Genomic DNA, 12,454 nt, shown 5'->3' on the forward strand with positions numbered 1-12,454 from the left:
CCGCGTGGCGGCCCGTATGCGGGAGCCGGAGCGCTACAGGACGCACTCCGCCTCGGCGTACCGGTCCCCGGGCACCGTCTTCAGCGTCTCCACGGCCTCGGCCAGCGGCACCAGCGTGATGTCCGTACCGCGCAGCGCCGTCATCATCCCGAACGCGCCGCGGTGCGCCGCCTCCACCGCGTGCCACCCGAAGCGGGTGGCCAGCACCCGGTCGTACGCGGTCGGCGTGCCGCCCCGCTGCACATGGCCCAGGATCACCGCGCGGGCCTCCTTGCCGAGCCGCCGCTCCAGTTCCAGCGACAGCTGGCGGGCCACCCCCGCGAACCGCTCGTGCCCGTAGACGTCGGTGCCGCCCGCGTCGAAGGCCATCGAGCCCTCGCGCGGCTTGGCGCCCTCGGCGACCACCACGATCGCGAACTTCTTGCCCGCCTCGAAGCGCTCACCCACCTTGTGGGTCAGCTCCGCCACGTCGAAGGGGCGCTCCGGTACGACGATGGCGTGCGCGCCCGCCGCCATCCCGGAGTGCAGCGCGATCCAGCCCGTGTGCCGGCCCATGACCTCGACGATCAGGACCCGCTGGTGCGACTCCGCGGTGGTCTTCAGGCGGTCCAGGGCGTCGGTGGCCACGCCGACCGCCGTGTCGAAGCCGAAGGTGACGTCGGTCGCCGCGATGTCGTTGTCGATGGTCTTGGGCACGCCGACGATCGGCAGGCCGGCGTCGGACAGCAGCCGGGCCGCCTTCAGCGTCCCCTCGCCGCCGATCGGGATGATCGCGTCCAGGCCCAGGTCGGCGACGTGGCCGCGGGCCCGCTCCACCCCGTCCCGCAGCTGCGCGGGCTGCACCCGGGACGAGCCCAGGATGGTGCCGCCGCGGGCCAGGATGCCGCCGACGGCCTCCAGGTCCAGCTTGCGGTAGTCGCACTCCAGCAGGCCCTTCCAGCCGTCCCGGAAACCGATCACCTCGTCGCCGTGGTCGGCGGTGGCGCGGTGGACGACGGAGCGGATGACGGCGTTCAGCCCGGGGCAGTCGCCGCCGGAGGTGAGCACACCAATACGCATGTTGTTCGCAGACCCTCTGCACATCAGAGCCTGTCCGCCGGGCCCCGGGCGGGCGCGGGCACAGACTCGCAACCGGACGCCCGGACCCCGTCGTCCGGTTGGATGGCGCTCACCCTACAAGCGTGGGGGCCCTGCGCACACGTACGCCCGCAGTGCGGACACTGCGGGCGTACGGGATGCGCGTACCCGCGCGCGGCGCATCGTTACGCGGGCTGGGTGGCCGCCGCGATGCGCTCCTGCCGCAGCGCCTCGTACCAGCGGTCGTCGGCCGACGGCAGCGCGTTGACGTCCAGCGCCAGCTTGATCAGCAGGTCCGCGATGTGCGGGTTGCGGGCCATCACGGGGCCGTGCATGTACGTACCGAAGACGGTGTCGTTGTACGCGCCCTCGTAACCGTCGCCGACGCCGTTGCCTTTGCCGAAGCGGACCCGGGCGAACGGGCGGGCCGTCTGCCCCAGGTGCGTCACGCCCTGGTGGTTCTCGAAGCCGGTCAGCGGCGGCAGGTTCAGCTGCGGGTCGATGTCGGCCAGCACGTCACCGACGCACCGCTCGCCCTCGCCGCGGGTGCTCACCACGTCCAGCAGGCCCAGGCCCTGCTCCCGCTCCCCGAGGTCGTTGATGAACTCGTGGCCCAGGATCTGGTAGCCGGCGCACACCGAGAAGACGATCGCGCCGTTGGAGACCGCGCGGTTCAGGCCGCCGTCGCGGCGCAGCCGCTCGGCCGCCAGCCGCTGCGGCCGGTCCTCGCCGCCGCCGATCAGGTAGATGTCGCCGGAGGTGGGGATCTGCTGGTCGGAGCGGACGTCGAGGCGCTGCACGTCCAGGCCGCGCTGGCGGGCCCGGCGCTCCACCACCAGGGCATTGCCCTGGTCCCCGTACGTGCTCAGCAGGTCCGGGTAGATCCACACCAGCCGCAGGCTGTTGTCACTCATGCTCGCTCGTCCTTGTCGGGAAGGTCGCTGGTTCACGTCAGTTCCCCACGCGCCGGCGGAGGTCCTGGAAGGCCGTGTAGTTGGCGATGACCTCGATACGGCCCGGAGGAGCCGCCTGCACCGCCTCGTCGACCGTGTCACACACCCGGAAGTCCAGGCCCGCGACCTCCAGGCGTACCGCCAGGTCCAGCTTGCGGTCGCCGATCACGAAGATCGGGTGGCCGGCCAGCCGGGTGTAGTCCACGTCCCACAGCCAGGAGGTGTCCGTACCGTCCGCGCCCCGCGCGTTCACCGACAGGATCACCGGCGTCGGCGGCGGGTCGATCAGCGAGAACGTCTCCAGCCAGCCCGCCGGGTTCTTCGCCAGCAGCAGGCGCAGGTCGCGCTGCAGGAACGAGACCACGTCGTAGCGGCCCGCGACGGCCTGGACGGAGTACATCCGCTCCAGGGCGACCTGCGGCGGCACGCCGAACGCCGCGGCGACCGCCGCCGACGTCGTGGCGTTCGCCTTGTTCGCCCGGCCCGGCAGCTGGAGCCGGATCGGCCAGGCGCTGCCGTGCGGGTCCAGAACGTGGTCGCCGGAGAGCGCCCAGCTCGGCGTCGGCCGGCGGAAGCCGCACTCGCCGCAGAACCAGTCGTCGCCGGGGCGCTGCATCACACCGCCGCACGACGGGCAGGACCAGGCGTCGTCCTTCCACTCCTGGCCCGCCGCGACCCACACCACGTTCGCCGACGACGAGGCCGCCCACACGATCAGCGGGTCGTCACAGTTGGCGATGATCAGCGCCTTGGAGCCGGCCAGCCCTTCCCGCCAGTGCTCGGCGAGCATCCGGGTCTCCGCGGCGCGGTCGAGCTGGTCGCGCGAGAGGTTCAGCAGCGCTATGGCCTTGGGCGTCACGTCCCGCGCCACGCCCGCCAGGTACTTCTCGTCCACCTCGATGACGCCGAAGCGGGCGTCGGAGCCGCCGGCCAGCGCGGAGGTGATGCCCGCCGGCATGTTGGCGCCGAGCGCGTTGGAGACCACCGGGCCGCTGGCCCGCAGTGCCTCCGCGATCAGCCGTGTCGTGGTCGTCTTTCCGTTGGTCGCCGACACCAGCACCACGTCCAGGTGCCGGGCGAGCCGGGCCAGCAGGTCGGGGTCGAGCCGGAGCGCCACCTTGCCGCCGATCACCGATCCGCTGCCGCGGCCCGCCGCGCGCGACACCGCCGCCGCGGCCCTGCCCGCCGTCACGGCCAGCTTGGCCCGCGGCGACAGCGGCTCCGTGTTGCCTGCCATCGTCCTTGATCCTCCTTGCATCCGGCGCCCTCCCGCCCTTGGGGCTGCCGGTGGAACGCCTCCTCCGGAGCCGATGACCGGCCGGAGGCTTCGGTCGGGGATCAGCCTATCGAGATCCGGCGGCGGCCCCGAATCCCGCTCCCCGCGCCGTGGCCCCGGCAACCCGCGACGACCTGCGTCGTCACACGTTCCAGAACGTACCCTTACCCTCATGCGTTCCCGCTCGATCCCCGGCAGCTCCGGCCGCCCGCGCCCCCTGCGCCTGCTCGGCGACCCGGCCCTGACCGCGGCCTGCCGGGACGTCACCGACTTCGACGCCGGGCTCGCCGCGCTCGTGGAGGACATGTTCGCGACGATGTACGCCGCCCAGGGCGTCGGTCTGGCGGCCAACCAGGTCGGCGTACCGCTGCGGGTGTTCGTCTACGACTGCCCGGACGACGAGGACCGGCGGCACCTCGGACACCTCGTCAACCCGCGCCTGGTGGAGGCCGACGGCGTCCTGGTGCGCGGCCCCGAGGGGTGTCTGTCGGTGCCGGGCATCGAGGCCGGCACCCCGCGGTACGACCACGCGGTGGTGGAGGGTTTCAGCGTGACGGGTGAGCCGCGCACCGTCTCCGGCACCGGGTTCTTCGCCCGCTGCCTCCAGCACGAGTGCGACCACCTCCAGGGCGGCCTCTACCTGGACCACCTCACCGGCCTGCGCCGCCGTCGGGCCCTGCGGGCGGCGTCCCGCGCGCCGTGGGCGGGACGCGAGGCGGCCGCGGGCTCGTCACCTTCGTAGCCGCCGCGGCCGAGCCCCGCCGGCCCCGGTTCCCCGGACCTCAGAACCCGGGCCCGCCCAGCCGGTCCCCGGCCGCCGCCAGCCGTCCCCACAGCAGGTCGGCCAGGTGCTGCACCAACTGTGCCCGTGAGCAGGGCCGTTCGCGCAGCCACCAGTCGCCGGCCGCGTGCATCATGCCGACGATGCCGTGGCCCCAGACCCGCGCCAGCTCCTCGCCGCCCGGCCCCAGGTCCAGCCGGTCGCCTATCACCTTCGCCAGCTCCTCGCCGAGCCGGCGCAGCAGCGGCGCGGAGTGCCGGCCGACGTCGAAGCCGGTGTCCTTGTCGGCGCCCGGTTTCCCGTCCGGCTTCTCGTCGGCGGGGTGCATCAGGAACCGGTAGACCTGCGGGCGGGTCTCGATCGCGGTCAGGTACGTGTCGAGGGTCGCCTCGACCCGGTCCCGGCGCGGTACGGGCGAGTCCAGCGCCGCCCGCAGCCCGTCCAGCAGGGCGTCGGTGTGCCGTACGGCCAGGGCCCGGTAGAGCCCGCCCTTGTCGCCGAAGTGCCGGTAGAGGATCGGCTTGGTGATCCCGGCCTCCGCCGCGATGGCGTTCATCGAGGCGTCCGGGCCGTCGCGCAGCACCACCCGGTCCGCGGCCTCCAGCAGTTCGCGGCGCCGCCGCTCGGTGGCCGTCTGCTGACGGCGGACCGTGTTCGGCGGGTCCGCCGCGGCGCCGTGCCCCGCGGTGGGCCGTTCCACCGCGGTGGCCTGCTGCCGGCCGTCGTGCTGGGTGTTTTCCATGTCCCACTCCCCGCCCTTGTGAATCCGTGACGCTCGCGCAACGTAACACCCGCTCTGCGGGGTGATTGCGGGCCTGGGGGAGTTGACATCCCTTACTGACGGGTAACACACTCAGGTTACCGCAAGTAACACTCTCGAAGTACCACTGCCGGGGGGACGCTACCCCGGGGAACGCAGCGCTGGAGGGGTCATGGCCGAGTTCACCATGGAGCTGAGCGACGAGCAGAAGGAGGTCCGGGACTGGATCCACGGTTTCGCCGCCGACGTCATGCGCCCCGCGGCCGCCGAGTGGGACGAGCGCGAGGAGACCCCCTGGCCGGTGATCCAGGAAGCCGCCAAGATCGGCCTGTACTCGCTGGATTTCTACGCGCAGCAGTTCTTCGACCCGACCGGCCTCGGCATCCCCATGGCCATGGAGGAACTGTTCTGGGGCGACGCCGGAATAGGCCTGTCCATCGTCGGCACCGGCCTGGCCGCCGTCGGCGTCCTGGCCAACGGCACCGAGGAGCAGATCGGCACCTGGATCCCGCAGATGTACGGTGACGCCGCGGACGTGAAGGTCGCCGCCTTCTGCTCCTCCGAGCCCGACGCGGGCTCCGACGTCTCCGCGATGCGCACCCGCGCCGTCTACGACCAGGCCAAGGACGAGTGGGTGCTCAACGGCACCAAGACCTGGGCGACCAACGGCGGCATCGCCAACGTCCACGTCGTCGTCGCGGTCGTCGACCCGGAGCTCGGCTCCAAGGGCCACGCCTCCTTCATCGTCCCGCCCGGCACCCCCGGCCTGTCCCAGGGCCAGAAGTTCAAGAAGCACGGCATCCGCGCCTCGCACACCGCCGAGGTCGTCCTGGAGGACGTCCGCGTTCCCGGCCACTGCCTGCTCGGCGGCAAGGAGAAGCTGGACGAACGCCTGGCGCGGGCGCGGGAGCGCGCGAAGAACCCCGGCGGCGAACGCGTGAAGAACGCCGCGATGGCCACCTTCGAGGCGTCCCGCCCGGCGGTCGGCGCCCAGGCCGTCGGCATCGCCCGCGCCGCGTACGAGGTCGCCCTGGACTACGCCAAGGACCGGGTGCAGTTCGGCCGTCCGATCATCGACAACCAGGGCGTCGCCTTCCAGCTGGCCGACATGCGCACCCAGATCGACGCCGCCCGCCTCCTGGTCTGGCGCGCCTCCTGGATGGCCACCACCGGCAAGCCGTTCACCTCCGCCGAGGGCTCCATGTCCAAGCTGTTCGCGGGGGAGACCGCGAAGAAGGTCACCGCCCAGGCGATGCAGATCCTCGGGGGCAACGGGTACACCCGGGAGTATCCGGTGGAGCGGATGCACCGGGACGCCGCCATCTACACCATCTTCGAGGGGACGAGCGAGATCCAGCGGCTGGTCATCGCGAGGACGGTGTCGGGGATGCCGATCCGGTAGGGGACGCCTTCGGCCGCGGGGCACCGAGGAACGCGCGGACCCGTCGGAGCCATTCCGCCCGGTGGCCGGCGCTCATCAGATGCCCGGCGCCGGGCAGTTCGGTGAATGCGGCGCCGGGGATGCCGGCCGCGAGGCGGTGGGTGGTGGCGGGCAGCACCATGCGGTCGCCCGTGGGGACGACGACGAGCGTGGGTACGGTGATCCGCGGCAGATCGCCGTGCACGTCCACCCGGCACACCAGGTCGAAATGGCGCAGCGCGGGCTTCAGGCCGGCCAGGGTCTCCGCCACCCGGTCATCGATCTCCGCGTCGGACAGCTGGGCCAGCTCCGTCTGCGACAAGCAGGACAGGCAGGCCAGCCGCGCCGCCGCTGCCAGTTCGCCGCCCTGGCCCAGCGCCTGGATCAGTTCGGAGTTCAGCCGCAGTACGGGATCCGCCGAGGCGAATCCGGCGGTGAGCACCAGCGCCGTGATCCGGTCCGGGTGCCGGGTCGCGGCCCGCAGGGCCACCGCGCAGCCCAGCGACTCGCCGATGACGGGGAACGAGGCGTGCCCGGCGGCTGTCGCGGCGTCGACCAGCCCGTCGGCCAGGTCGTCGAGCCGCAGCGGACGGGTGGCAGCGGCCGTACCGCCCGCACCGGGGTAGTGCGGGCCGATGACGGTGTGGTCCTGGGCCAGATCGTCGAGTACGAGACCGAAGTTGCCGAGCACCCCCGCGCCCGCGCCGTGCGCCAGCACCAGCGCGGGTCCGCTGCCCTGGACGATGACCGCACCGGAAGGAGGAGAGGACGGTCCGGCGGCAACCGAGGCCGGTTCCACGGCAGTTGAGGCCGGTCCGGCGGGAGCTGAGGAAGGCGGCTGCGGGGCGGCCGGCACGGGCAGGAATCGCTCAGTGGTCATGCCGGGCACGCTAAACGCTGCCACCGGTGTCAGAGTCAAACCGCCTTGTGACGCCCCGGCTCCGGGGAGGCGCCGTGGCCGAACAGCTCGCTGGGCAGGCCCGCCGCGAGCAGGCGCAGTGGGTCCGCCAGGAACGCCGTCGGCTCTACGGCGAGATCAACCTGTCTGTCACGGTGAGCCCCACGGCCATGGTGGGGCCCGAACAGGTCCACCGCCTCAGTGACTTCCCCGCCGTCTGCCGCGACGTCCTGCTGTGCGACGGCGGCAGCTGACCGGGCGGCGCTCCCGCCCGGTCAGGCGGCGGCCTCCTGCCGTGGCACCACCTTGAAGACGTCACCGTGTGCGGAGTACACCACGTGCACGTCCTCGCCGGCGGCGCGCAGTACCTCCACCACCGCGTCCAGCATCGGCAGTGACCGGGCGCTGCCCGCGGGCAGCTGGCGCGGTAACGACACGGTGGGTATGCGAAGCGGTTCATCGACGACGTTCATGACATCAGCCCCATCTCGGCACGGAACATCCCCCGTCGGCACCACCGCGCCGTCGGCGTAGCCAGCTTCGGACAGAGCGATGAACAGAAGCTCAACGGCGTGCGCCACGGCGTCAATCCCCGCAGGCCGTGCGGGATCTCGTCAGCAGCGGCGTTCCCACCAGGGCAGGTTCTCGGGCGTGTGCGGATCGTGATACGTACGGGCGAGGAAGGCGTCGTCCAAGGGCTGGACGAGAGCGCGGAGTTGCCGCGCGCTGCGGCGGGGGAGGGCGTGCAGCGCGAATTCCAGCTCGGCGCGCCCGTCCCGGCCGTCGCAGCACGGGCAGCCGTAATAGCTCGTGTCGGCCACGTGGCGGTCCGGGAGCTGGAGCTGCTGCCGCCAGTTCCGCAGGGCGGTGGCCACGGATCCGGGAGACAGCCGCGACCGTTCGAGGGCGCGGACGTCGAGCTGGGCCGACGCGTCGAGGCCGTCGACGACCGTGAACGCGGCGGGACGTCGGGGTGCCAGGCCGCTCCGGACCTGGGCGGGGCGGTTACGCGCCATGGGCCTTCCGGGCCGCCGGGTGCTGCTGTCCCCCGGCGGGTGCGTGTGCGATGTTCATGAGGGGATCTTCGCACGCGGGCGGCTGCCGGGCAGGCGCATTTTCCGACCGCTGCCGGCCGGTCGGGCGCGCGGGCCCCCGGCCGCCGTTCACCCCGCCCCTCGCTCCGCTACTCGCCGCGCCCCGGCCCTCCGGCCGCTTCCGGTGCGGACGCCGCCGCGACCGCGCGGACGTACGCCTCCGGGTTGTCCAGCATGATGTTGTGCCCGCAGTCGGGCACCGGCACCACCCGCACGCCGGACGCCGTGAGGGCGCCGGCGCCGGGGAGCGGGGCGTCGCCCGCGGGCAGCAGGAACGTACGCGGGATGTCCAGCGCCATCAGCAGCTCCCGCATGACCGGTTCGCTGCCCCTGGTGAGGTGCACCGAGCTGCGGTGCAGCGCCTCCAGACCGGCCAGCCGCATCGTGGACCACCAGTGCGCGCCCGCGGCGTCCCGTATCTCCTGCCAGCCGCCCGCGAGGAACTCCTCCTCGGAGAGCGCGGCGATGCCGCCGCTGCCCGGAGCGCCGCGCCGCGGCTCGATCCGGTCGAGGTTGGCGTCGATGAGGAGGAGCCGCGCGACCAGGTCCGGATGCCGGGTGGCGAGCACGATCGCCACCGAGCCGCCCATGCTGTGCGCGATCACCTCCGCCCCGCTCACCCCGGCGGCGCGCAGAGCCTCGGCAACCGCGTCGGCGTGGGCCTCCAAGGTGTACGGGAAGCCGGTGGGCCGGTCGCTGAGGCCGAAGCCGAGCAGGTCCAGGAGCAGCGAGCGGCGGCCCGCCAGGAGCGGGTGCGCGGCCGTTTCGGCGAAGTAGGCGGGCGAGGTGGCGCCGAGGCCGTGCAGGTAGACGCGGGCCGGGTCCTCGCCCGGCAGTTCGGCCCAGCGGATACGGTCGCCCTCGGGCGTCACCACGGCGTTGCGCACGGTCGTCTCTCCAACTCGTCGGGACCGGGTACACCTTTTCAGGCCCGGGGAGGCGTCGGTGAAGCGGGTGCGGTCGGCTTCCGCGTGGTCGGTGATGCGGCCCGCGACGCAGCCCGTAAGCCCCCCTGCGTCGTACGGAGTCGTACGGATCAGAGGCCCGCGCGCTCCATGAACAGGGACCGCAGGTGGGCCAGGCTCCGCTCGGCCTGGGGGCGCAGGGCGGGGGCGGCGGCCAGGGCGTCGGCCCGCAGCCGGGCCGTGGCGTCGGGGCCGAGGGCGTCCGCGGCCTCGGTGGCGAAGGACGGCTCGGCGAGCCAGTCGTCCAGGAGGCCGGGCGTGACCTCAAGGTGGAACTGGATGCCCCAGGCGGCCGGACCGGCGCGGAACGCCTGGCACTCCGTGGTGCCGGTGCGGGCCAGGACGCGGGTGCCGGGGGCGGGTTCGATGCGGTCACCGTGCCAGTGCAGTACGGCGGGGGCGTCGGCCAGCGGGCCGACGAGCGGGTCGGCGCGGTCCACGTCGTGCAGCGCGGACCAGCGGATCTCGCTGTCCCGGCCCAGCTCGGCGCCGGTCCGTACGGCCAGGCCGTGGGCGCGGGCGAGGAGTTGGGCGCCCAGGCACACGCCCAGCGTCGGAACGCCCGACCGCAGTGCGGCGGCCAGCAGGTCCCGCTCCACCTTGAGTGCCGGGTACCGCGTCGTGTCGTCGGCGTTCATGGGGCCGCCCATGACGACCAGCCCCGCCAGGCTGGACAGCGGCGGCAGGTCGTCGGCGGCGGCGCCCGGTGTGTCGAGCAGGTTGCGGATGTCGACGTGGAGGCCGCTGCCGTCCAGCGCGTCCAGGATCAGGCCGGGCTTCTCGACCTCGACGTGCTGGAGGATCAGGACGGTGCGCGGGGGCATGGAGCGGTCTCCTCGGCGGGGCGGTGGAGCGGAGGCGGATCTTCGGTCAGCTTAACGTGCCTGGTCACGGGGGTGGTGTGGCCGGAGTGGCCGGCGGTCAGGGCATGGCGAGGGGCTGGCGCCGCCGGGCCGGCCGGCCATCGGGGAGCGGCGCCCTTCCCGTCCGGCGTATGTCCCGGGCCTGCCTTGTTCCTGTAGCCCGCCGGGTGCCGTCCCACTCCATGGCGGTCCCTTGACGGCTGGAAGAGCGCGCTCTACTTTCTTCCGTACTTCCGCACAACAGAACTTACCTTCCGCAATGCGGAACAGTGCAGCTCGCGCCTCCGCCCCCGGGCCGGAGCGCGATCCGGACAGGCCGACGCAGGAGTACTCGATGCCTCGAATGACCGCCGCCCGTGCGGCTGTGGAGATCCTCAAGCGCGAGGGCGTGACCAACGCGTTCGGTGTGCCGGGCGCGGCGATCAACCCGTTCTACGCGGCGCTGCGGGCCGGTGGCGGCATCCACCACACGCTCGCCCGTCACGTCGAGGGCGCCTCCCACATGGCCGAGGGCTACACCCGCGCCCACCCCGGCAACATCGGCGTCTGCATCGGTACGTCCGGGCCCGCCGGCACCGACATGATCACCGGCCTGTACTCCGCGACCGGCGACTCGATCCCGATCCTGTGCATCACCGGCCAGGCGCCGACCGCGGTGATCCACAAGGAGGACTTCCAGGCCGTCGACATCGCCTCGATCGCCGCCCCGGTCACCAAGGCCGCCACCACCGTCCTGGAAGCCGCCCAGGTCCCCGGCGTCTTCCAGCAGGCGTTCCACCTGATGCGCTCCGGGCGGCCGGGCCCGGTCCTGATCGACCTGCCGATCGACGTGCAGCTGACGGAGATCGAGTTCGACCCGGAGACGTACGAGCCGCTGCCCGTGCACCGGCCGAAGGCCACGCGCAAGCAGATCGCCAAGGCCCTCGCCATGCTGAACGCGGCCGAACGCCCGCTGCTCGTCGCGGGCGGCGGCATCATCAACGCCGACGCCTGCGACCTGCTCGTCGAGTTCGCCGAGCTGACCGGTGTCCCGGTCGTCCCGACCCTGATGGGCTGGGGCACCCTCCCCGACGACCACCGCCTCAACGCCGGCATGGTCGGGCTCCAGACCTCACACCGCTACGGCAACGCCACCTTCCTGGAGTCGGACTTCGTCCTCGGCATCGGCAACCGCTGGGCCAACCGCCACACCGGCAAGCTGGACGTCTACACGAAGGGCCGCACCTTCGTGCACGTCGACATCGAGCCCACCCAGATCGGCAAGATCTTCGCCCCGGACTACGGCATCGCCTCCGACGCCAAGGCCGCGCTGGAACTGTTCGTCGAGCTCGCCAAGGAGCTGAAGGCCGCGGGCGAACTGCCCGACCGCGGGGAGTGGGCCGCCTCGGCGCAGCACCGCAAGGCCACGCTCCAGCGCCGTACACACTTCGACAACGTGCCGCTCAAGCCGCAGCGGGTGTACGAGGAGATGAACCGCGCGTTCGGGCCGGAGACCCGCTACGTCACCACCATCGGCCTGTCGCAGATCGCCGGCGCGCAGATGCTGCACGTCTACAAGCCGCGCCACTGGATCAACTGCGGCCAGGCCGGGCCGCTGGGCTGGACCATCCCGGCCGCGCTGGGCGTCGCCACCGCCGACCCCGACGGCAGCGTGGTCGCGCTCTCCGGCGACTACGACTTCCAGTTCATGCTGGAGGAACTGGCCGTCGGCGCCCAGCACCGCATCCCGTACGTGCACGTGCTGGTGAACAACTCCTACCTGGGCCTGATCCGCCAGGCCCAGCGCAACTTCGCCATGGACTACCAGGTCACCCTGGAGTTCGAGAACATCAACACCCCCGAACTCGGCGTCTACGGCGTGGACCACGTCAAGGTCGCCGAGGGGCTGGGCTGCAAGGCGATCCGGGTCACCGAGCCGGACCAGCTGCTGCCCGCTTTCGAGGAGGCCAAGAAGCTGGCCGCCGAACACCGGGTGCCGGTGGTCGTCGAGGCGATCCTGGAGCGGGTCACCAACATCGCGATGAGCGGCACCGACATCGGCAGCGTCAACGAGTTCGAGGACCTGGCCACCGAGCCCGGCCACGCGCCGACCGCCGTGGTGCCGATGAGCTGAGCCGGCGGGCGGGGGCCCGACGCCTCCGCCCTGTCGCTTCCGCACCCCGTTTCACGAAAGGACGGCCTTCTCATGACCTTCTCCGACGCCTTCTCGGACGCGCGTTTCAACGTCAATCTGTCGATGCTGTTCACCGAGCTGCCGCTGCTGGAACGGCCCGCGGCGGCCGCGGCCGCCGGGTTTGACGCGGTCGAGCTGTGGTGGCCGTGGGTGGACGCCCCGGTGCCCGCGCAGCGGGAGCTGGATGCGCTGCG

Annotated in this window: 13 protein-coding genes and 1 pseudogene; 5 read left to right on the forward strand and 9 right to left on the reverse strand. The window is 72.7% G+C overall.

The window, feature by feature from the left end:
• Positions 1 to 33: 33 nt before the first annotated feature.
• The 3 genes from AB0L45_RS37170 to AB0L45_RS37180 form a co-directional block, all read right to left on the reverse strand.
• Positions 34 to 1,059 carry a 6-phosphofructokinase gene (locus tag AB0L45_RS37170; RefSeq protein WP_365848155.1) on the reverse strand — a complete coding sequence of 342 codons (1,026 nt, stop codon included), beginning with the start codon at positions 1,057 to 1,059 and terminating at the stop codon, positions 34 to 36.
• A gap of 203 nt (positions 1,060 to 1,262) precedes the next feature.
• The gene (locus AB0L45_RS37175; protein WP_365848157.1) at positions 1,263 to 1,991 is read right to left on the reverse strand and encodes a glutamine amidotransferase; all 729 of its coding nucleotides are present in this window, start codon (positions 1,989 to 1,991) and stop codon (positions 1,263 to 1,265) included.
• 37 nt (positions 1,992 to 2,028) lie between these two features.
• Entirely contained in the window at positions 2,029 to 3,267 is a 1,239-nt protein-coding gene (locus tag AB0L45_RS37180; protein ID WP_365848159.1) for a MurT ligase domain-containing protein, read from the reverse strand.
• Between the two features lie 211 nt (positions 3,268 to 3,478).
• Between AB0L45_RS37180 and def the strand changes: the two genes are divergently transcribed.
• Positions 3,479 to 4,048, forward strand: a complete 570-nt coding sequence (gene def / locus AB0L45_RS37185) for a peptide deformylase (RefSeq protein WP_365848161.1) — start codon at positions 3,479 to 3,481, stop codon at positions 4,046 to 4,048.
• Between the two features lie 40 nt (positions 4,049 to 4,088).
• Here the strand turns inward: def and AB0L45_RS37190 are convergent, their stop codons facing one another.
• Complete coding sequence (locus tag AB0L45_RS37190) at positions 4,089 to 4,829, reverse strand: TetR family transcriptional regulator (protein ID WP_365848163.1); 741 nt, start codon at positions 4,827 to 4,829, stop codon at positions 4,089 to 4,091.
• A gap of 190 nt (positions 4,830 to 5,019) precedes the next feature.
• Between AB0L45_RS37190 and AB0L45_RS37195 the strand changes: the two genes are divergently transcribed.
• Entirely contained in the window at positions 5,020 to 6,249 is a 1,230-nt protein-coding gene (locus AB0L45_RS37195) for an acyl-CoA dehydrogenase family protein (RefSeq protein ID WP_365848165.1), read from the forward strand.
• Here AB0L45_RS37195 and AB0L45_RS37200 read toward each other — a convergent pair.
• Entirely contained in the window at positions 6,212 to 7,147 is a 936-nt protein-coding gene (locus AB0L45_RS37200) for an alpha/beta hydrolase (protein WP_365848167.1), read from the reverse strand. The genes AB0L45_RS37195 and AB0L45_RS37200 overlap by 38 nt on opposite strands.
• A gap of 74 nt (positions 7,148 to 7,221) precedes the next feature.
• Between AB0L45_RS37200 and AB0L45_RS37205 the strand changes: the two genes are divergently transcribed.
• Entirely contained in the window at positions 7,222 to 7,419 is a 198-nt protein-coding gene (locus AB0L45_RS37205) for a hypothetical protein (RefSeq protein WP_365848169.1), read from the forward strand.
• A gap of 21 nt (positions 7,420 to 7,440) precedes the next feature.
• On the opposite strand, the gene AB0L45_RS37210 is transcribed toward AB0L45_RS37205, so the two are convergent.
• From AB0L45_RS37210 to AB0L45_RS37225, 4 genes are all read right to left on the reverse strand, one after another.
• The gene (locus AB0L45_RS37210; protein ID WP_365848171.1) at positions 7,441 to 7,602 is read right to left on the reverse strand and encodes a hypothetical protein; all 162 of its coding nucleotides are present in this window, start codon (positions 7,600 to 7,602) and stop codon (positions 7,441 to 7,443) included.
• 177 nt (positions 7,603 to 7,779) lie between these two features.
• A complete protein-coding gene (locus AB0L45_RS37215; RefSeq protein WP_365848173.1) occupies positions 7,780 to 8,181 on the reverse strand; it encodes a hypothetical protein in 402 nt (133 codons plus the stop codon).
• A gap of 167 nt (positions 8,182 to 8,348) precedes the next feature.
• Positions 8,349 to 9,146, reverse strand: a complete 798-nt coding sequence (locus tag AB0L45_RS37220) for an alpha/beta hydrolase (protein WP_365848174.1) — start codon at positions 9,144 to 9,146, stop codon at positions 8,349 to 8,351.
• A gap of 149 nt (positions 9,147 to 9,295) precedes the next feature.
• Positions 9,296 to 10,048, reverse strand: coding sequence for a type 1 glutamine amidotransferase (locus AB0L45_RS37225; protein ID WP_365848176.1), 753 nt, complete (start codon positions 10,046 to 10,048; stop codon positions 9,296 to 9,298).
• A 373-nt stretch (positions 10,049 to 10,421) separates the two neighbouring features.
• On the opposite strand from AB0L45_RS37225, the gene gcl reads away from it, so the two are divergent.
• Both gcl and AB0L45_RS37235 read left to right on the forward strand, forming a co-directional pair.
• A complete protein-coding gene (gcl, locus tag AB0L45_RS37230; RefSeq protein ID WP_365848178.1) occupies positions 10,422 to 12,200 on the forward strand; it encodes a glyoxylate carboligase in 1,779 nt (592 codons plus the stop codon).
• A gap of 72 nt (positions 12,201 to 12,272) precedes the next feature.
• Positions 12,273 to 12,454 (forward strand): annotated as a pseudogene (locus AB0L45_RS37235) (hydroxypyruvate isomerase); the annotation flags it as partial.

The organism is Streptomyces sp. NPDC052496 (assembly GCF_040679095.1).
Lineage (GTDB): Bacteria > Actinomycetota > Actinomycetes > Streptomycetales > Streptomycetaceae > Streptomyces.